Annotated in this window: 20 protein-coding genes and 1 tRNA gene; 12 read left to right on the top strand and 9 right to left on the bottom strand. The window is 59.6% G+C overall.

All coding sequences use genetic code 11. The annotated features are described in order from the left end of the window. Positions 1–457: 457 nt before the first annotated feature. Together ACPPVQ_RS08755 and ACPPVQ_RS08750 are read left to right on the top strand one after the other, a co-directional pair. Positions 458–1,237, top strand: coding sequence for a hypothetical protein (locus tag ACPPVQ_RS08755; protein ID WP_426520655.1), 780 nt, complete (start codon positions 458–460; stop codon positions 1,235–1,237). 169 nt (positions 1,238–1,406) lie between these two features. After that, on the top strand, positions 1,407–1,610 hold the full coding sequence (locus tag ACPPVQ_RS08750; protein ID WP_426520653.1) for a hypothetical protein: 204 nt from the start codon (positions 1,407–1,409) through the stop codon (positions 1,608–1,610). A gap of 241 nt (positions 1,611–1,851) precedes the next feature. On the opposite strand, the gene ACPPVQ_RS08745 is transcribed toward ACPPVQ_RS08750, so the two are convergent. Continuing rightward, positions 1,852–2,292 carry a hypothetical protein gene (locus tag ACPPVQ_RS08745; RefSeq protein ID WP_426520651.1) on the bottom strand — a complete coding sequence of 147 codons (441 nt, stop codon included), beginning with the start codon at positions 2,290–2,292 and terminating at the stop codon, positions 1,852–1,854. A 177-nt stretch (positions 2,293–2,469) separates the two neighbouring features. Between ACPPVQ_RS08745 and ACPPVQ_RS08740 the strand changes: the two genes are divergently transcribed. Further along, entirely contained in the window at positions 2,470–3,567 is a 1,098-nt protein-coding gene (locus ACPPVQ_RS08740) for a hypothetical protein (RefSeq protein WP_426520649.1), read from the top strand. A 4-nt stretch (positions 3,568–3,571) separates the two neighbouring features. Here ACPPVQ_RS08740 and ACPPVQ_RS08735 read toward each other — a convergent pair whose 3' ends face one another. Further along, positions 3,572–3,814, bottom strand: coding sequence for a hypothetical protein (locus ACPPVQ_RS08735; protein ID WP_426520647.1), 243 nt, complete (start codon positions 3,812–3,814; stop codon positions 3,572–3,574). A 542-nt stretch (positions 3,815–4,356) separates the two neighbouring features. Here ACPPVQ_RS08735 and ACPPVQ_RS08730 point away from each other — a divergent pair. Beyond that, on the top strand, positions 4,357–5,676 hold the full coding sequence (locus ACPPVQ_RS08730) for an ATP-binding protein (RefSeq protein WP_426520645.1): 1,320 nt from the start codon (positions 4,357–4,359) through the stop codon (positions 5,674–5,676). Positions 5,677–5,681: 5 nt separating this feature from the next. Beyond that, complete coding sequence (locus tag ACPPVQ_RS08725; RefSeq protein ID WP_426520643.1) at positions 5,682–6,335, top strand: response regulator; 654 nt, start codon at positions 5,682–5,684, stop codon at positions 6,333–6,335. Between the two features lie 9 nt (positions 6,336–6,344). Here the strand turns inward: ACPPVQ_RS08725 and ACPPVQ_RS08720 are convergent, their stop codons facing one another. Genes ACPPVQ_RS08720 through ACPPVQ_RS08700 form a run of 5 tightly spaced genes read right to left on the bottom strand, consistent with a single transcriptional unit; the run spans position 6,345 to position 11,191 of the window. Continuing rightward, the gene (locus ACPPVQ_RS08720) at positions 6,345–7,529 is read right to left on the bottom strand and encodes a beta-ketoacyl-[acyl-carrier-protein] synthase family protein (RefSeq protein ID WP_426520640.1); all 1,185 of its coding nucleotides are present in this window, start codon (positions 7,527–7,529) and stop codon (positions 6,345–6,347) included. Positions 7,530–7,542: 13 nt separating this feature from the next. Then, positions 7,543–8,553, bottom strand: a complete 1,011-nt coding sequence (locus ACPPVQ_RS08715; protein ID WP_426520638.1) for a beta-ketoacyl synthase N-terminal-like domain-containing protein — start codon at positions 8,551–8,553, stop codon at positions 7,543–7,545. Continuing rightward, complete coding sequence (gene fabZ / locus ACPPVQ_RS08710; protein WP_426520636.1) at positions 8,550–9,020, bottom strand: 3-hydroxyacyl-ACP dehydratase FabZ; 471 nt, start codon at positions 9,018–9,020, stop codon at positions 8,550–8,552. The genes ACPPVQ_RS08715 and fabZ overlap by 4 nt, the downstream gene beginning before the upstream one ends. A 14-nt stretch (positions 9,021–9,034) precedes the next feature. Further along, entirely contained in the window at positions 9,035–10,177 is a 1,143-nt protein-coding gene (locus ACPPVQ_RS08705) for an ABC transporter permease (RefSeq protein ID WP_426520634.1), read from the bottom strand. Positions 10,178–10,204: 27 nt separating this feature from the next. Beyond that, positions 10,205–11,191 carry an ABC transporter ATP-binding protein gene (locus ACPPVQ_RS08700; protein ID WP_426520632.1) on the bottom strand — a complete coding sequence of 329 codons (987 nt, stop codon included), beginning with the start codon at positions 11,189–11,191 and terminating at the stop codon, positions 10,205–10,207. Positions 11,192–11,278: 87 nt separating this feature from the next. Between ACPPVQ_RS08700 and ACPPVQ_RS08695 the strand changes: the two genes are divergently transcribed. From ACPPVQ_RS08695 to ACPPVQ_RS08665, 7 genes are all read left to right on the top strand, one after another. Next, positions 11,279–11,671, top strand: a complete 393-nt coding sequence (locus tag ACPPVQ_RS08695; RefSeq protein ID WP_426520630.1) for an acyl carrier protein — start codon at positions 11,279–11,281, stop codon at positions 11,669–11,671. Then, positions 11,668–12,432: an SDR family NAD(P)-dependent oxidoreductase gene (locus ACPPVQ_RS08690; RefSeq protein WP_426520628.1), complete on the top strand. Its 765-nt coding sequence runs from the start codon at positions 11,668–11,670 to the stop codon at positions 12,430–12,432. Before ACPPVQ_RS08695 ends, ACPPVQ_RS08690 begins: the two co-directional genes overlap by 4 nt. Then, entirely contained in the window at positions 12,429–13,340 is a 912-nt protein-coding gene (locus ACPPVQ_RS08685; protein ID WP_426520626.1) for a glycosyltransferase family 2 protein, read from the top strand. Before ACPPVQ_RS08690 ends, ACPPVQ_RS08685 begins: the two co-directional genes overlap by 4 nt. Beyond that, complete coding sequence (gene ribB, locus ACPPVQ_RS08680) at positions 13,324–13,977, top strand: 3,4-dihydroxy-2-butanone-4-phosphate synthase (protein WP_426520624.1); 654 nt, start codon at positions 13,324–13,326, stop codon at positions 13,975–13,977. Before ACPPVQ_RS08685 ends, ribB begins: the two co-directional genes overlap by 17 nt. Then, positions 13,974–15,167, top strand: a complete 1,194-nt coding sequence (locus tag ACPPVQ_RS08675) for a 1-acyl-sn-glycerol-3-phosphate acyltransferase (protein ID WP_426520622.1) — start codon at positions 13,974–13,976, stop codon at positions 15,165–15,167. The genes ribB and ACPPVQ_RS08675 overlap by 4 nt, the downstream gene beginning before the upstream one ends. A gap of 201 nt (positions 15,168–15,368) precedes the next feature. After that, positions 15,369–16,130, top strand: a complete 762-nt coding sequence (locus ACPPVQ_RS08670; protein WP_426520620.1) for a 4'-phosphopantetheinyl transferase family protein — start codon at positions 15,369–15,371, stop codon at positions 16,128–16,130. Between the two features lie 117 nt (positions 16,131–16,247). Beyond that, a complete protein-coding gene (locus ACPPVQ_RS08665) occupies positions 16,248–16,400 on the top strand; it encodes a hypothetical protein (RefSeq protein WP_426520618.1) in 153 nt (50 codons plus the stop codon). 132 nt (positions 16,401–16,532) lie between these two features. Here ACPPVQ_RS08665 and ACPPVQ_RS08660 read toward each other — a convergent pair. Next, positions 16,533–16,604, bottom strand: a tRNA-Gln gene (locus ACPPVQ_RS08660). A 40-nt stretch (positions 16,605–16,644) separates the two neighbouring features. Further along, the gene (locus ACPPVQ_RS08655) at positions 16,645–17,622 is read right to left on the bottom strand and encodes an NAD(P)/FAD-dependent oxidoreductase (protein ID WP_426520616.1); all 978 of its coding nucleotides are present in this window, start codon (positions 17,620–17,622) and stop codon (positions 16,645–16,647) included. Positions 17,623–17,630: the final 8 nt, after the last annotated feature.

Below are 17,630 nucleotides of genomic sequence, written 5' to 3'. Positions count from 1 at the left end.
CTCATCGGATGGCTGGGCGCTCCGATCGGTATCGGTCTGCAGTATGCGTTTTCCGGCGCAGTGGCTGTGACCACAGCGCAGGGACTCGCGTTCATCTCGGCCACAGTCGCCTGTATCGCGTCGGCATGCGTTCTCGCCGCATTATTCGTAATGACTCGCTCCGCTGCCACATTCGAGCCAGTCCTTCTCGTTCCCGTCTGGCTAATGTCGGGCATTGTGATCCCGTTGGCCGTGCTGCCCGACTGGTTGCATCCGATCGCACTACTCCACCCACTCACCGGCGCGGTCATGGCGTCGACCCAACCCGATCTAATAAGCGCTGCTGTGTGGTCGGCAATCTCCGGGCTGACCTCCTTGGCGTGGTTATTCAGCTCTCGTATGGCCCTCCGCGTCGCACTAAGACGCGCGCGAGCTTCGGGTTCCCTCGCCTTGAGCTGAACGGCCGGAAAGTAGACACGTGTTCCCTTCTGCCCTACTGATTGCAGTCCGCTCACTACCAGAGCTTCAATCATGGAAGACCATCGCCATCAGAATCGGCGCCGTTCCGGTCGCAGCTGGTTTGTTCTACCTGGCCCTCGCCTCGGGTGGGGGGACGACTCGGGTCGGCTCCGGAGACGCTATCGCGGCCGCAGCCAGCGTCGGTGCGATCAATGCAGCGATCGCGGCGAACGTGTTGATCGCCCATGATCGATTCGAATCGACACTGCCCTACGTCACAATCGCATCCCGCGGGCGAACGCGAGCGTGGGCCGCGCGACTGTCCACCGTGATGGCGATAGGAATCGCGGCGTCGGTCGTTACTGTCATCGTGACACTCGCCGTCGCTGGCGAACTCCGGCCGGGTTGTACCTGGGTCGGTATTGTCGCCGTGCTGGTGGTGTCCAGTGCGAGCGCGATGGGGCTGGGATTCCTCCTTGGCGCGCTTAGCCTGATATTCGGCGACTCGCTGCTGCTCGCGAATATCGCTGAATACGTACTGCCCCTGATATGCGGCGCAGTGGCACCGTTATCAGTATTTCCTGACATCGTCGCGGATACCCTGCGTTGGATTCCGCCGGCAAGTGCGATAGAGGCCGGGCGACTCCTCGCGAACGAGGGAGCCGGGCCAGCCTTCTGGTCTGCGCTGGGAGCCGCCATCTGCAGCGGGGCCGCAGCCCTGACCGTCGGCCTTCTCGCGTGGCACTCCCTCGAACGACGAGCTCGCCGAGACGGAAGTATCGAAAGCCTCAGCATCTAGGTGATGGGGCTTGGGTCGACGAATGAGAAAGGAAAACACATGAGGACCGTTGAGTCGATCGAAACACAAATCGCCAGCGCAATCACCTGATGCGTGCAGTCCGGGAAGCGACCCCGCTGAGGAGTCGCTTTCCGCTGCTGTCCCCGTCTAACACCCACAGGAGGCCACAATGTCATCGAAACCGTCCAAATCGTCCGCCCCGCTCATCGCCGCGCTTGGCGGCCTTGTCGCTGTTGTCGGGGGGATAACCGCTGCATTCGCTGCCACTGGAGCATCCCCTGTTCTGGTTGGAGTGCTCGCCGGGCTCGCGTTGCTCCTCCTCGTGCTCGTCGGCATCCTGATCGGGACCAGGCGAAGTGACCAATCGCGATGACCGAGCCGACGTGTCGTTCTCGATCAGAGCAGGCGAGGTCGTCGGGCTCGTCGCGCCGACCGCTGCGGGGAGATCGACCCTTCCACGTCCTCCGCGACCCGATTTGTCCACTTCAACTCGGGTCCGCTAGCGCCAAACCATCGCGCCGACCGGCCGCGACGCCACGTCACGCCTTCGGGCACCGACCAGACCATTCTCGCTGCCGGCTCCTTCCGGTCCGGCGGTGCGTGGTAGATCGTCGTCATCGTTTCACCTCGGTGACCCCTAGCGACCACTGCAACTTGTTGGGCGCCTCGACTTGCACGGTGAACGAGTCAACGCCGTCCTGCACACCGAAGATGACACGTAAGGCTGACCCGGAAGCGCTGCACCGGTTAGGGAGGGCGCCGACGCCGGCGACAGTAACCGTGGCTGACCCCGCACCGAGGCAGTTGAAGTCGACGGCGATGCTGTTGCTGCCGTCGTGTTTGTATGGCCCGTAGATTCCGCCTCCGCGCTGGTCTTCAAGTCGGAGGAGCACGGTCCCGGTCAGCGACCCCAAGGGTTCGAGCCCTGGTGTCTTGGCCGAGACTGGCACGTCGGGGTTCGCAGGCGCCGGCTGTGGCGCCGTGCAACCGGTGATCACGAGCGCGAGGATCGCGGCGATGACGGCCAGGTTCGCAGCGCCAACTCTACGTTTCATCAATCCCTCTCGACGGTAGACCGCCGCATTTGGGGACGTGCCACCGTCGAAGGCGGTACGGCGCCGGTGGTCGAGAATCTATATGCCGGTGCGGTGATGCGCAATCGTTACGCCGCCGGATCCCGGTGGATTCCTCGGAAGCCGTAGATTCTGATCACTGCATAGACGGGGGAACACATGGGTCGTATTCGGGTCGGCGCACTCGCCGTTGGGCTGATCGGTGTCGTTGTTCTGAGCGGCTGTGCAGTTGCGCCCGCGGCCTCGACGAAGACATCCCCGCCGACCTCCGCGAGTTCCCCGCCAACGCCGACTCCGACGCCGGCTGCGATCGTCGCGCCAACGTCGCGGATCCCCCTCGACTGCTCCGCCATCGTCGATCCAACGGCGATCGCGGCGATCGAGCCGACGTTGACGTTAACGGCAACCGACCCGCTCTCACCTCCCTACACCCGGCAGGTCATGTGGGAGCAGGCGGGCAACCTCACCTGCTACTGGGACACCCCGGACAAGCGAACGGACTCAGCGACGCTGACGGTGTCCGGAGACGCGGCGGATGGATTGGAGGTCACCAAACGGTCCGATGTGCCGTCCCTCGACGTCGGCGACGCATCCTGGGGTGTCTGCGGACCTAAGGGTGCCGGTTGCGCGGCATCCGTCGTCGCGGGCGGCTACTGGTTCGACATCCAGATCGGCCAGATCACGAACAACAAGCAGAGTTCCATCGATGTTGTCCGCGCCCTCGCAGCATCCGTCGCCTCCCATCTCGCAGCCGCCGGTCCGGCACTACCGGCATGGCAGCCGCCGCCGACCATCTGGTCACCGGTCATCTCCTGCAAGGACCTCCGAGCAGCTCTTCCGATGACCGACGTCATGGCGCCTGGACCGGCTACCTCCGTCAACCAGTGGAACGGCCCGGGCGACGAGAGCCCGATCAACAACTGGACCACCCGTAGCGAAGCGTTTTACAACTGTGCGTGGGACTGGACTAATACACCAGCCAACGAAGGCACCCTCGTCGTACAGATCGTCCCCAGCGGGGAATGGGTGCTTCCCCAGCTCGAGTCATCACCTGGCGTCATGTCAACACCGCTCACGGTTTCTGGAGCGACTGCCTCCACGTACCGCTGTGCAGCCGACCGCGGATGCTGGGCCGACGCCATCATCGACCACAGCTGGGTGCAAGTCAGCGGAACCAGTACGGTCCTCCCCGACGAGCAGGTCAAGCTCACGAAAGCGATAACCGCGTTGGCGGCGTACGCGGCGTCGAAGAAGTAAATGGTCAGAACCGCTTGTCGCCCTTGCCAACGGCGATGACAACCCCACGGATCACAAGCGCAAGCGCAACAAGAAAAACCACTGCAGCGGTGACGTATTCGAACCAGCGAGTGACCTCCGGCAGGATGAGGAGCACGAGCGCCAGCACCGCAACGCCGCCCGCGATCATCGCGGTCCCAACCCCGCGACTGGAACCGACACTTGCTGGTGCATCCATCTCGCGCTCCGACCTCTCGCGATCTTCCATCTCACCCTCCACTATCACTCCCTGCTCAAGTCGAATGCGGCCTCCGTTCAACCGACCGTGTAATGACAGCGGTGAAGTGAGCATAACATATGTTATGAGAAAGTTTGACCCAAAAGTTTATGTCTCAACCGCATGATCGGCTGAGATCTCAATGGAGGAACGATCATTGAGAGCAGCGAATGCGCGGCGTGCCCCCAGTCCATCGGCTCGCTCGTGATGTCATCTACATCTTCAGAATGTCAGAGATCGAGGTTCGCCTGAATCGCTCTCTCGACAGCTCTAGGAGAGCCGTTTGAGCCGGCAGCGCATCAGCACCGCGTGAATGGTCGAGACCGGCATCCCCGACGTGCACGAGTACCCGTCGACGGTCGTCACAGGTAGCCGGACTGCAGTGTCGCGGAACGGGCGGCAGCCAGTCAGTTGCGAGCATTCGTGTGCTGCTCGCGTTATGGGGTGGACAAAGCGGTCTCTTGCAAAGTGAGTCGACTGACTTACGCCATCTGATCGAGAGGTGACAAATGTCCGTTCTGCACCGTCGCTTCATGGACATCGAGGTACACCGAAGCTTCATTCACCTCCTTCTCGCTGCAGCGCTGACGGCCGCCTACGTTGTCACGATGGTATTTGTCGCGAAATACCTGATGAACTGGTACGCCGGAATTGGCGCACTCGTCGTTGCAGGCGCCCTTTCCGTCAGTTTCCTCCCCCTAGTTCGTGTTATGCGTCGCTTTACGGACTACTTGATTTACCGCGACAATTACGACTTCCGGGGAGTTCTCAGCAAAATGGCATCCACAATTCCATCGCTTCAAAGCGCTGAGCAACTCGGCCACTTTGTGTGTGTCAATCTCACGGAAGCGCTAAATCTACAGTGGTGCCTTCTCAGATCCTCAACCGCGCCCGGACCAGATCCGTTCATCTTCGCAACGGACGCTGCTCCCATGGATGGGGACTTGGATGTTTACCAAACTGCCTTCAGGAACATCCGGCGAGTGCCTCTGGAGATAAATGCACGTGCTCTAGGCGAAATTGTCGTCGCGACGAAGCATTCGAGCGCGAAGCTCCGTCCCGTCGACCAGGATCTGCTGAATACGGTCGCGTATCAGGCGGCCGTAATGCTCGAGAACTTTCAACTGCTCGATTCGCTGAACGAGAGAATCCGAGTCCTGCAACAGACCGAGGCTAGTCGAAGGCTGTTACATCGCCGGCTCACGGAAACCGAGGAGGCCACCCGTGCAGCGATTTCACGCGATCTTCACGATGGAGCTCTTCAGTTAATGCTGCACGTCGTCCGTTTGAGTGAATCGGAGGCCAGTGCGAAACCGCCATCACCGGCTTTGGAGAACATCACGAAACTGGGTCGAGACATCGCGGCCGAGCTTCGGCGAGTATGCACGGATTTGCGGCCGCACGTTCTCGACCATCTGAACTTACCTATCGCGCTCGAATCATTTATCGCGCGCCAGGAAAGCCAGTTCGGTATAACTATTTCGCTGGACATCCAAGAAGAGCGCGAAGGGCTCTCCCAAAGCGTCAACAAGAGCGTGGAGCTGATCCTCTACAGGGTGATCAGCGAGGCGCTCTTCAATGTCATTCGTCATGCGGACGCGAATGCGATCAACGTTCGCCTCATGTATGAAGAAATGTCGGTGACAGTTGAAGTTCGCGACAACGGCGTGGGCTTCTCGGTCTGCGAGCAGGATCTTGTGCAGCTCAGTGAAGAAAGCCACATGGGCGTGATCGGAATGTTCGAACGGGTCAGGGGCCTCGACGGATCGCTTACGATCACAAAGGCCGCAGGGTCGGGAACCGAGGTAGTCGCGTCGGTGCCGATCGTCCGGGAAGCCATCGCGGCACACTGACTGTCGTGGCAAAACAAGAGGGAAACATGGAGCGACTCGCAGCCCGCATATTGCTGGTAGATGATCACCAGCTATTCAGAGAAGGAACGGCGAACCTACTTGCGTCCGAGGAAGGAATGCGGGTTGTCGGCGCCGCGAGTTCTGTGGGGCCAGCACTAGATGCGGTCGCGAAAACCCGGCCCGACATCGTCCTTGTCGACATCAATCTGCCAGACGAGAACGGATTCCACTTCTTGCGCGAAATGGCCAAGGATAGGTCTGCTCCAAGAGTGATCGTTCTCAGCGGATATGAAGATGTCGGATACATGCGGAGCGCATTCAAACTGGGCGCGTTCGGTTTTCTGTGCAAGTCCTGTAGCCGCCAGGAACTTGTCGACGGAATCCAAAAAGTGCATTCGGGACAGCTCGTGTTTACCCACGAGATCCTGGCCGAGCGCGGCCGTGCCGCAGTCCTGGCCCCAGCAGCCCCCACGAAGCGCGAAATGGAGGTTCTGTCGGCGATTCGGCGGGGCCTCAGCAACAAACAAATCGCATCTGTGCTCTACGTCTCCGAGCGCACGGTCCACTTCCACATTGGCAACGTGTTCACCAAGCTCAACGTGTCGTCGCGCATGGAGGCAGTGGTGAAGGCGCGCGAGTCGGGATGGATCACCGGCTGACGAAGGTAATCAACCCCATCGCGAAAGCGCCAAACTGGCCGCATGTCCGCCGAACGCAAAAGAATTCGAGACTGCCTTGCAAAGACTCTCGCTCCGGGCACCGGACTGTACAAAGTTGACTCGTGCATCGAGAGAGGTCACGTCATGCGCCGTCGGAGGGAGGAATCGATGATAGAGCGCGAGCGTTGTCGCGATCGCTTCGATCGCGCCCCCGCTGCTGAGGCCGTGACCGATTTGCGATTTCAAAGAGCTGACGGGAATGCGCTCCATCTCGTCACCGAACACCTGCCAGAGGGCGCCTAGCTCTACGGAGTCATTCAACGAAGTCCCGGTTCCGTGAGCATTTACATAATCAACTTCTTCGGGCGACGTCCGAGCGTCTTCGAGGCAACGAGTCATAGCAAGCACGGCACCGGACCCGGCTGGCGACGGTGCTGTCATGTGATAGGCGTCGTTTGAGAGCCCGTAGCCCAGAACTTCGGCGTAGATTCGCGCAGAGCGCGACTGGGCATGTTCCTCGGACTCGAGAACGAGCACCGCCGCATTCTCGCCAAGAACTGTCCCTAGTCGTTGAGCGTCTTCGGCAAACGGGCGACACACTTCAGCCAGCGCCCCAATGTTCGCGAAACCGCCATAGATCAACTCCGTAAGAGTGTCTAGCCCGCCAACGATTACGACGTCTGCTCTCCGAAGCCGGATCAGGTCGAGGCCAAGCCCGATGGCATTTGTGCCTGCCGCACACGCAGTAACCGCCGTCAGCGACGGGCCTTTGATGTGCCAGCGGTCAACGAGCGCCCGCGCTCCGCATTCGGACATCGAGCGCACTACCGACTCGTAGTCAACTCTTTCGGCATTGACAGACTGCCACTTCGCATGACTTATCTCATCCGATCCGAGCGTGGTGCCCAACACTATCGCCGTCGTTGCCGGCAACTCATTCGATGTCAAGCCGCTGTCGGAAAGTGCCTCGTCAGCTGCCGTCTGGAGTAACCGGGAAGGGCGCGATCCGTCGTACGCGCGTGTTTGGTCCGTTTCGACGATCTCGGCGGCACTGTCGATGCCATATTTGGCGCCGTCGAAACGTTTGACCGGGCCAAATGCGTTGGCTCCGGCTCTAATCCCGTCCAGCAGTCGTTCGACACCAACGCCGAACGGCGAGACACACCCTAGTCCCGTGATAACGACGCGTGGCATATGCGACCGCCTTTCAGATCGTACGGAAGAGGGCGGTCAGAACCTGTCCACGCGTGGAGTCGTAACCGGATATCAGCGCAGTTGTCGGAGCGCGTGACTCGCTTAGGAACACGCTGGCTAGAACGGCATTCAGCGAATTCGAACAAGCGAACATTTCCCCTGTTGCGGTCTTTGGCCAGATAGCCGGGATCGAGTGTTCGGACGCGAATGCGTCCTCGCGACGCTTCAATTCAGTTCCGTTCCAGCCGACCCCGATGAATATGTCGACCTGATCCTCCGGCGTGAGCACCTCGTCAACGGCCTGGTTGAAACCGTCGCCCGAGAATGCGAAGGCTCCGCTCATCCTGAACGACGGATCGGAGGCCATCGAGATCGCGTCAATTTGCGCGTAGATTTGGGCGCCGCGCGAACGAGCCGACTCCGCCGTTTCGAGTACAACGAACGCCGCACCATCGCCGAAAGAGGTGGCAACTTTGTCAATGCCGACTGAGCCGAGGCCGCGGACGAACACATCAGTAATCTCATCACTTCCGCCAACAACGAGCTTTCGGGCGCGGCCGGCCCTAAGAAGGTCGAACGCATACATCAAACCGCCGATCCCCCCAAGTGTTGAGCTCGGTCCACGTAGCCCGAGCGCCATAGCGGCTTGGCCGGACGAGGCATTGGCGACGACATTGGGAAATAGAAGCGGCGAGATTATCGGGTCGGGGTCGAAGATACCCTCAAGTACGGCGCTCACGGCGCCTGCCGACCCGAAAGCGGTGTCAAGAATGAGGCCGATTTCATCGGGGTGCTCATTCACCGCGAGCCCTGCGTCTACCAACGCCATGGCGACAGCTGCAGTCGTTATCTTGCTCAACCTGTCCATTTTCCTAAGATTCCTCTTCGGAATCCAGGAGAGGATTTGCGTCTCATCCACTCGGAGCCGCTCTTCGTCGAGCGGCGGAACCTCGCCGCGCAAGATGTCCAGTGGGCGATGGCCAGTCGCGTGAACGAGGCCGGTACCGGTAACGACAACAGTCATGCGAGAGCGCTCCCCAGTTCACTCGTCGACGAGTCGCCATCCAACTCACCCATGACCGAGTGGACCGAAAACTCCGCGCTGGCGCAACGCTCGCCACGGACATTCGCATCAACATGAAACTTGCTCAATGCGCCCAGCTCACCGATCCGCCAGGCTTCCATGCGGATCGTCTCCCCTGGCACGACTTCGCGGAAGAACTTCACGGAATCTATTCGCGCTAGCCTCGCGCTGATCAGCCTGCGATCAAGCGAATTCAGGAACCGCCCAGTCTGCGCCATGGCCTCTAGAAGCAGGACACCCGGAAAGACCGGACGATCCGGGAAGTGCCCGGTGAACCACGGTTCCGTTCTGGTGACGGCTTTCGTTGCCACCGCTCGGCCCTCACCGATTGATTCAACCTGATCGATCAATAGGAAGGGATGACGGTGAGGGAAAAAGTCTGAGACGTTGAGGGTAGCCGGGTGCATGAGGTCCTAGCCTTTTAGTTGGTGAAACGGAACCGAGAAAGTCCGATGAGGAAAAACACCAGCGCGAATGCGATGAGAACGCCGATCCCCGGCAAGACTTCGGTAACGCCAGTTCCCTTGATCATGATGTTTTGGAAGGCTGACATTGCCCATCCTTGCGGCGTCGCCAAGGCAATGGTTTGCATGAACGCAGGCATGAACGAAAGCGGAACGTAGCAGCCGGCTACGGTCGCCAAGGTGAACACGAGCAGCGTCGAGAGACCTGTTGCTTGGGCCTGAGTCTTACTCAACGCCGTAATCATGAGGCCAAACCCATTCGCCGCGGCAACGGCAGCGCATGTGACGAGGAAGAGCGCCAAGGGGTCCCCGAGATGCAGGCCAAACAGAAGCCGTCCGACGCCGAAGATCACGACGACCTGACCAAAACCGATCAGGACGTTCGGGAGAAGTTTGCCGATCAGGATGGAATAGCGCCGAACGGGGCTGGTGAGTAGACGCCTCAGCGTCCCCCTCTCCCGCTCCATGAACATGTACTGAGCGATCGTCGTCGCGATAAAGAACAGAAACGCCACGGTGAACCCGGGAATATATTGTTCCGCTGCTGTTGGTTGAACGGCTTTACCATTCTGGGACGCTTGGGTTGAGGTGAAAGCAATCGAACCGGATCCCTTGATCGCATCAAGATGGGCTTGCAGCTCGATCGACCCGTCCTGCGCGGCAGCCTTTCTGACGGCGACACTGTCTGCACTAACGGTTGCCGCCATGAGATATGCCTTGATCTGCCCGAACAGGAGATTCGCGTTCGTGAGCTGAGTGGGATCCTCGTAAAAGTCGACCCTCTTCCCATTGTCTGCAATGAGGACCGCGCCAAGCGATCGGCTGTTTCCAACCGCGGATTTGGCAGAGCCCAGTGTCGTTCGATTCCACTTTATGCCGGGGATCTTCTCGATTGTCTTTGCTAGTGCCTGTGCATCCGATGTGCTGGCAGCAATCGGAATAACTATTGGTGAAGAACTCTTCCCTCCGCCGAACACACCGCCGAGTGCGAGTGTAAGAACAACGCTAAACATGATTGGAAGAACAAAGAGGCTGATGTACGTCCCTCTGTCTTTTGAAAGAATCAGAAAGTCTTTCCAGAACACATGGATTGTTTTCACAGTAGAGGTCTTTCGCGTCGAAGATGTCTATTCGTCACGAAGACGATTGCCGGTCAGATTGATGAACACCGTCTCCAACGACGGAGGGAGAATCTGGCAGTCTTCCGGCGTCGAGCTGACGGTTAAAAGGATGCTTGTTAGCACGGTGATAACGTCCTGCAGGTTCTTCGACGAGATCTCGAGGCCGCCGTCGTGGTCCCGCCAACTCACTTGCGATTGTGTATCGAGGTAGGCGCATGCGATTACCTGTTCGGCGGCCGATACACGCAAGCGCACAATTGACTTGCCGTGAGTATTCAGCACATCAGTGAGGCGTCCATGCTCGATCACCTGGCCGCGGTCGATTATGGCAACTTCGTCACAGAGGGCTTCAACTTCTTCCATGTAGTGCGTGACGTACAGGATCGTCATGCCAGATCCGTTTAGTTCGCGCAACGTCTCGAAGATGTAGTTCCTGGACTGAGGGTCAACGCCGACAGTTGGTTCGTCCAAGATAAGCATGTGCGGCTGATGCAAGAGTGCAGCGGCAATGTTGAGGCGACGCTTTTGACCTCCACTGAACTTGCCTACGGCAAGTTTGGTCGCCCGGTCGGCCAGGCCCACGCGCTCAAGCGCATCCGCAGTTCGGTCGCGTAACTCCGCGCCGCGTAGCCCATACATCGCCCCAAAAAATCTCAGATTGTCCCTTGCACTGAGCTCTGGATAAATAGCCAAGTCTTGCGGAACGACACCCAACAGCTTCTTCGCCCGAGGCAAGTCCTGCTTTGAGTCAATGCCAAACACTTCGCAATCGCCGGAATCAGGCTGAACGAGCCCTGAGAGCATCGAGATCAATGTCGTCTTCCCAGCACCATTGGGTCCCAGAAGGCCGAGGAAAGCACCATGCGGGATCGTCAAAGAAACATGGTCAACGACGGTATTCGTCCCGAAGCTCTTGGTCAATTCTTTGATGACGAGAGCGGGTCCCGATCGCGTCGCGTCCAGTCTGGGCGCCGCTTCCTCCACGGTAGTCACATCGATGTCCTCTGCTGTCAGCGGTCCTGGTTCTGTTTCACGTTAGGGCCGCCGCTAGCTCAACAGACCCGGTAAAAATGCGGGGGAATGTCCCCGCATTTCTACCGGGGCAGGCGGACCTTGCACGCTTGTACGCTCCAGAAAACACGCAACCCCACCTATCCCATTTACCCGAAGGAGTGCGCTTTGTCGGAGTTAAGCGTCGATGGCATTCGACACATCATGATCACCCGGTTGAACCTGGACATGGATCCCGAAGAAATTCGGATGGATGATTCACTTCTGGAGGACCTGGGACTTGATTCCGTCGACTTACTTGAAGTCGCCATCGGGATCGAGAAGACGTACAAGATCAAGATCACGCAGCAGGACACCGAAGCATTTCTGAGTGTCCGCTCCCTGTACGCCTTCGCGCTCGCGCGTCGTTCCCACATGGACAACAACCACTCTCAGCCGAGTGGAGCTCTGAGTCCCGCGTGAGTGGTCGCCGGCCACCGTCGATCCTTCCAGACCCGGTATGCGCCGTAGTTGTAGGGGGAAGCGGCGGGATCGGACAGGCGATCGTTCGTGCCTTGCCGGACACCTGCGAACGAGTGTTCTTCACCTACCATCGGTCCCGCATCATCGCGGAGGATCTTGCCAAAGAATTGTCAAGCACTACCCGGGAGGTTATCCCTATACAAGTCGACATATCTGACGACGCTGCATGGCAACGCGCACTTGAGGAGATCTCCGAGTCGGCCGACGTGGATCTACTCGTCAACGCTGCAGGCATCAGCGAGGATGCGCTGTGTATTGACGTGCCCTACGAGTCTGTTGTGGCCCAGTATCAAGTCAATGTGTTTGCGGCATGGAGGGCGATGTCGATCCTCGGCCGAGACATGGCTTATAACCACCGAGGGAGAATCGTCAATATCGCCTCGATCGCGGCAACGGTGAACTCTCCCGGACGGAGCGTCTACGGGAGCACGAAGGCCGCGCTGGTCTCATTGACGAAGTCCTTCGCAGTGGAACTCGGGCGGTTCAATATTCGGGTCAATGCCGTCGCGCCCGGTTTCGTTGAGACGGACATGATCGCAAAATTTGACGAATCAACCCGCGTCGGCTTCCTTGCGCGGGTTCCTCTTGGTCGATTCGCCCTCCCAGACGAGGTTGCTCAGGTCGTCAGATTTCTCAGCACATCGGATTCGGGCTATCTCCACGGAGCGGTGCTCACAATGGACGGCGGAACAACCGCATGAGCATCCCAGTTAGCGTTGTCATCCCGACATTCAATAAGCTCTCTCGGCTTCGTCTGACTCTTGAGTCGTATGCGCTTCAAAACTTCAACGGCTTTGAAGTCGTGGTCTGCGACGACGGTTCGACTGATGGAACCGCTGAGTTTCTGAGTTCGGTCGACCTGCCATACGCCCTGAAGGTTGTCAGAGGCGCGCACCACGGTGCCGGAGCCGCCCGCAACCGCGCAGTCACGGCCTCAGACGGAGACATCCTGATCTTCAACGACGACGACATGGTGCCTGCGCCCGGATTCATCGATGCTCACGTCGCGGCCTGCACCTCGGCAGATGTCCTCGGTCGTGGTGCACGCTGGTCGGTGCCGATCGACGAAGTGAACCAATTCCTGAACGTGGAATTCAACAGAGATCTATACGCACGGCTGTGGCAATCAGCGCGGCTGACGTCCGCCGAGGACTGGGCCATTGATTCGTTGGCCCGTGACCTTAAGTATCCGTACCGTTTCCTGCAGGCCTGCACAAGCAATTTGGCGGTCAGGCGCCGATCCTTCGACACTGTCGGCGGATTCAATGAGGCTTTCGGCACCGGATGGGGCGCAGAAGATACTGAATTTGGTTATCGCGCGCAGGAACTCGGTATAGGGATTCACCTTGCCGAAGCCGCACTTAACATTCACCTCGAGCACTCGACCGACTCGGGGAAGAAGTTCGAAAAAGGGCTTCAGAACTTCCGGAGATTTCTTGCGCTCTACCCGGATAGAAGAGAGGTGCGAGCACTTCTCTCATATGTCGAGCATGCCGTCGCCAGCGGGAACGCCAAAGATCTCTTCGACGAACAGTCGTTCGTCGATCGCCCTCCCCCATCCATCCAGCAACCGAAAGCGAAAGCGAAAGACCATGAATCAATTCGATGATGTCGGCTTCGCTATCGAGGCGCTACGCTCCGGCGAGATGATTCTGATCGTGGACGACCACGATCGCGAAAATGAAGGCGACCTCGTCGTCGCCGCTGAGTTCGCGACGTCCGAAGTGATCAATTTCATGAGTCTTAGAGGAAGGGGGCTGATCTGTGTTGCCCTGGACGCCAGTTTCGCCGGGCGTCTGGGACTCGAGCCGATGGTGCGCGAGACGGAAGACGATCTCGGCACCGCATTCACCGTGTCTGTGGATGGAGCACCCACGTTCGGAGTGACAACTGGGATCTCTGCTCGTGATCGAGCGACCACGATCCAAGTCATTCTGGACCCCGCTCACGGGCCCGACACGCTGAGACGACCGGGCCATATGTTTCCGCTCATTGCGCACCCGCACGGCGTGCTTGGCCGGCGGGGCCATACCGAAGCGTCAACCGACCTCTGCGAAATGGCGGGGCTTGAAAAGGCAGCGGTCATCGTCGAAATACTGCGCCCTGATGGTGAAATGGCCCGAGAGACGGAACTGAATCGGTTTGCCAGGCGCCACGGTCTCGTCAAGGTTAGCGTCGAAGACATCGCTCGCGCGCAGCTGTCATCAGGTCGGTTTGAACCAGAAACTGCGACTGCAAGTCGATGACAGTGAACACGTTCGTGCTTCGCCTGCTCAAGGCGTGGATTGCTCGTCGCATCGTGGCTAGCATCGGCCCGGAGCTGCCCGAGGCGCCGTTTATTGTCACTGCAAACCACACAAGCTACTTTGACCACTTCGTGATCGCCTTCTGGTTGCTCAGTCAAGGCCGGGCCTATCCTCGGTTCCTATCCAAATCAGAGCTTTTCGAACAACCGATCTCAGCATGGTTCAACCGATTGGGTGGGGGCATTCCTGTCGCCCGCGACAAAGTCGATGCAGAGGCCTTCGCGCGCGCGAAGGAAGTACTCGACGACGGCGGAATCTTCATCATGTATGCCGAAGGCACCCGCAGCCCAGATGGGTGGTTGAGGGCGCCGCGGCGAGGGATAGCTTCGCTCGCCGCTGAAGCTGGTGTTCCGGTAGTGCCCGTTGGACTATTTGGGACCAACCAAGTACAGCCGATTGGGTCGAAGTGGCCACGACGGAAGCGCAGAATCGTCATCCACAATGCAGCACCGGTGGCTGCACCCCGCGACGACCGGAAGACGAAACAGGAATACGCTCGTGAGGTCTTTGAAGTCATTGCTGCCCTCACTGCGCAGTGGCCATCTTTCGTTGGAACACCAGACTTCCGAACCCCGCCGCTCTCCCCCGCACTTTCCGAGCGTGCGGCAGCAGCACACGCGCTGGTCGAGCGAGGGTTCGGTACCTCCGGCCAACGGGCCGTCATGCATTTCCAGGAAGCGTGGCGCCTCACCAGAGGATCGCGGGACCCGTACGTGCTTCTAGAAGGCGGCCGAGCAGTAGGACAGCTTGCCCTGCACACCAGCAACCCCTTTAAGCAACTGAGTTATGCGCTCCAGAGTAGACGCGCGATATGGAAATCAGTTCGTCGGGTTCCCGATTATCCACTCGCCTGGCACGTGTGGGCATCCCTCCTAGAGCAGCTTCCCTCATGGCTTGGCGGTGACGAGCTGGCTGCGCAGACCGGGCACCGCGTCGCGATCTCGATTGATCCATATTGGTCGCGCGCTGTAATGCACGCGGCTCTCACCTATAGGAAATACGACCGCCCATCAGAAGCTGAGCGGTGGCTGCAGCACCTCATTCAACTGCCCGTGAAGGAACCAGGCGACGCGGCAAGGCTCGATCGTGCGCGCGAGCTCCAGGCTGACTGGCAACTCGGCAACGCGTGAAAGACCAGCAAATCTCTGAGACTCAGCACGGCGCGACATGTCGAATCGCTTTCGGACGCTGACGGGTGTAACGATTGGCTTCGTTGTCGTGGACATCATCGGCAAAGGTGGCCTTGATCTATTCGCCCCGGCGACAGCGGCCTGGCTGATGCTGTCGTATGTGGCATCCCATTCGTCACTCAGCGCCAAGTCCATCGTGGCGTGGAATGTTCGGCACATTGTTTTTTCTTTTCGCGGCAGTGTTCGAGATACGAAGAGAACAAGCGCAACTCTCCACAACGACTCAGCTTCTTCCAGGCGATCCTCGCTCCGGTGAATTCACTCGACTCCCTTGAATCTGTGCTCGACGGATCGCCCGGAGTAGGAGTTTGGCTGAAAGCAAACGCGGGACAAGGCAAGCAGACGAAACAGTCGCGACAACGACGACGGTTGCGCGAGCGATACCTTGGGCGAGTTGCGGCCTCGCGCGCGCTTCGAATGAGCGGATGCGAACCGGCCGCATCAAGCACCGTCGAAGCGGACGGCGATGGATGTCCGATTTGGCCAAGAGGGTTTATCGGAAGCATCTCACATACCGATGGACTCGTTGTCGCTGTTGCGTCGCGAGATAATCTGGCACGTTCAGTCGGAGTCGATGTCGAGTGCATTCAGGAGCGAGACGAAACTTTCGTCGAACGCGTCATGAGGCCCGAAGATCACCGAGATGTTCCAATGAACGTCGCTCGAGGCGTGGTAGCCACCGGATACTTCTCCATCCGAGAGTCAGTCTTCAAATGCATCTTTCCGCACCTTCGAATTCGGATGGACTGGCACCACTGCAGGGTGTCGGTCGACTGGAAGAGAGGAACGTTCCTTGCTTGCCTCCTCTCCCCGCCTCACGGACTCGAAGGCGAGTTCTTGCGCGGCAATTTCCGTTACACAGCCACAATGTTCACCAGTGTTTGCTGGTGGGTTGACCCCTAACCATCGCGTCGAGAGCGAACGAAATGAGACCAACGCAGCGGTCCGCGAGTCGCAGGAGGTGCGGCCAGTTACCGAGGCTCAGCGCGTCTCCGGCCAAACAGGGTTATAGGCCGCGGGATGAGCGAAGACCAGATGAAACGCGCCGCCGAATGGTTCCTCACCCTCCAAGAGATCCCACTCGAAGACACCGACAGGCCAGCCCTTTACGACACCGGCCTCAGCGCCGACGACGGCCTCTGGACTCGATCAGGCTGGGCCGGAAGGGCATGACACGCCCAACGCCATCCACACGTTCTTGCCTATAAGCCCAGGACGCAGCCGACACGCCCGACCCCATCCACACGTTTTGGCCTATAAGCCAGTAAACCCCGGTGGATACCGGGGCTTCTACTGGATATAAAGCTGGGGTACCTGGACTCGAACCAAGAACAACTGAACCAGAATCAGCCGTGTTGCCAATTACACCATACCCCACTGGCCCACACCGAAGTCCGGGCCGAGTGTCAACTTTAGCCTACTGGGAGGGCGCAGCCAAAACCGAGGCCACCTCGGCTACAGACTGCCCGATCAGGTCACGATTCACGGCTGCGGCGACGACCGCTCCGGCCCCGGCTGCGACGATCAGCTGCTGCGGTCCGGGCGGTGTCGAGTCTCCCGCGGCGTAAACGCTGGGCACGGATGTGCGACCCTTGGCATCCACCACGATGAGGCCGTCCGCGTCGCGATCGAGATCGAGACCGTCCACGTAATCGAGGACCGGAGACCAGAGCGGGCGGATGAATCCGCCGACACGTTCGATGAGGGTCCCGTCCTGCAGGCGGACGCCGGTCATGACTCCGCGCTCCCCCACCACGTCGTCGATCGGCCGACGCTCCACGGAGACCCCGCGGGCCGCCAGCATCCGTTCGTCGTCATCCGTCACCGTACCGACACCGTTGGTGAAGACGATCAGGTCATTCGACCACTGGCTGAGCAGCAGTGCCCGTTCTGCGAGGTCGTCGGTTTCGCCGATCAGAACGAGCTCCGCATCCGATTTCTCGTAGCCGTCGCATTCGACGCAGCTGTGCAGCTGGGTGCCGTAGTACGCGCGGATGCTCGGAAGAGCCGGCAGCGTCTCAGCAAGGCCGCTCGCGATGACGACCGCCGACGCGACAACGTCGATGTCGGCGGCACCCCGCACGCCGCGTGCTGTCACACCGAAGCCGCCACCGTCGAGCGCCCGAACCTGCTCCACGACGGCGAACGCGACCTCGCCTTCGTCGTAGCGCTCGATTTCGTCCCGGCCCAGCTTGCGCAGCTCGAGTGGAGAGATGCCGTCACGCGTGAGGAAGCCGCGGGCGAGGAGAGTCGCCGCATTCCGCGGTCGGTTGCTGTCGACCACCAGGGTGCGACGGCGGGCGCGCACCAGGTTCAGGGCTGCCGAGAGACCGCCCGGTCCGCCGCCGATGACGACGACGTCGAACGTCTCGTGCGGCAACCCGTCCTCTGCCATGCCAGATT

The sequence above is a fragment of the Leifsonia sp. McL0618 genome (genome assembly GCF_049994905.1).
Lineage (GTDB): Bacteria > Actinomycetota > Actinomycetes > Actinomycetales > Microbacteriaceae > Diaminobutyricibacter.
This window is presented reverse-complemented; position numbering and strand designations above follow the sequence as displayed.

Excerpts from the sequence above, each read along its gene's own strand:
- ACPPVQ_RS08750 (WP_426520653.1), top strand. The coding sequence starts at position 1,407 with ATGTCATCGAAACCGTCCAAATCGTCCGCCCCGCTCATCGCCGCGCTT.
- ACPPVQ_RS08745 (WP_426520651.1), bottom strand. The coding sequence starts at position 2,292 with ATGAAACGTAGAGTTGGCGCTGCGAACCTGGCCGTCATCGCCGCGATC.
- ACPPVQ_RS08740 (WP_426520649.1), top strand. The coding sequence starts at position 2,470 with ATGGGTCGTATTCGGGTCGGCGCACTCGCCGTTGGGCTGATCGGTGTC.
- ACPPVQ_RS08735 (WP_426520647.1), bottom strand. The coding sequence starts at position 3,814 with ATGGAAGATCGCGAGAGGTCGGAGCGCGAGATGGATGCACCAGCAAGT.
- ACPPVQ_RS08730 (WP_426520645.1), top strand. The coding sequence starts at position 4,357 with ATGGACATCGAGGTACACCGAAGCTTCATTCACCTCCTTCTCGCTGCA.
- ACPPVQ_RS08720 (WP_426520640.1), bottom strand. The coding sequence starts at position 7,529 with ATGCCACGCGTCGTTATCACGGGACTAGGGTGTGTCTCGCCGTTCGGC.
- ACPPVQ_RS08715 (WP_426520638.1), bottom strand. The coding sequence starts at position 8,553 with ATGACTGTTGTCGTTACCGGTACCGGCCTCGTTCACGCGACTGGCCAT.
- fabZ (WP_426520636.1), bottom strand. The coding sequence starts at position 9,020 with ATGCACCCGGCTACCCTCAACGTCTCAGACTTTTTCCCTCACCGTCAT.
- ACPPVQ_RS08695 (WP_426520630.1), top strand. The coding sequence starts at position 11,279 with ATGTCCCCGCATTTCTACCGGGGCAGGCGGACCTTGCACGCTTGTACG.
- ACPPVQ_RS08685 (WP_426520626.1), top strand. The coding sequence starts at position 12,429 with ATGAGCATCCCAGTTAGCGTTGTCATCCCGACATTCAATAAGCTCTCT.
- ribB (WP_426520624.1), top strand. The coding sequence starts at position 13,324 with ATGAATCAATTCGATGATGTCGGCTTCGCTATCGAGGCGCTACGCTCC.
- ACPPVQ_RS08675 (WP_426520622.1), top strand. The coding sequence starts at position 13,974 with ATGACAGTGAACACGTTCGTGCTTCGCCTGCTCAAGGCGTGGATTGCT.
- ACPPVQ_RS08665 (WP_426520618.1), top strand. The coding sequence starts at position 16,248 with ATGAGCGAAGACCAGATGAAACGCGCCGCCGAATGGTTCCTCACCCTC.
- ACPPVQ_RS08655 (WP_426520616.1), bottom strand. The coding sequence starts at position 17,622 with ATGGCAGAGGACGGGTTGCCGCACGAGACGTTCGACGTCGTCGTCATC.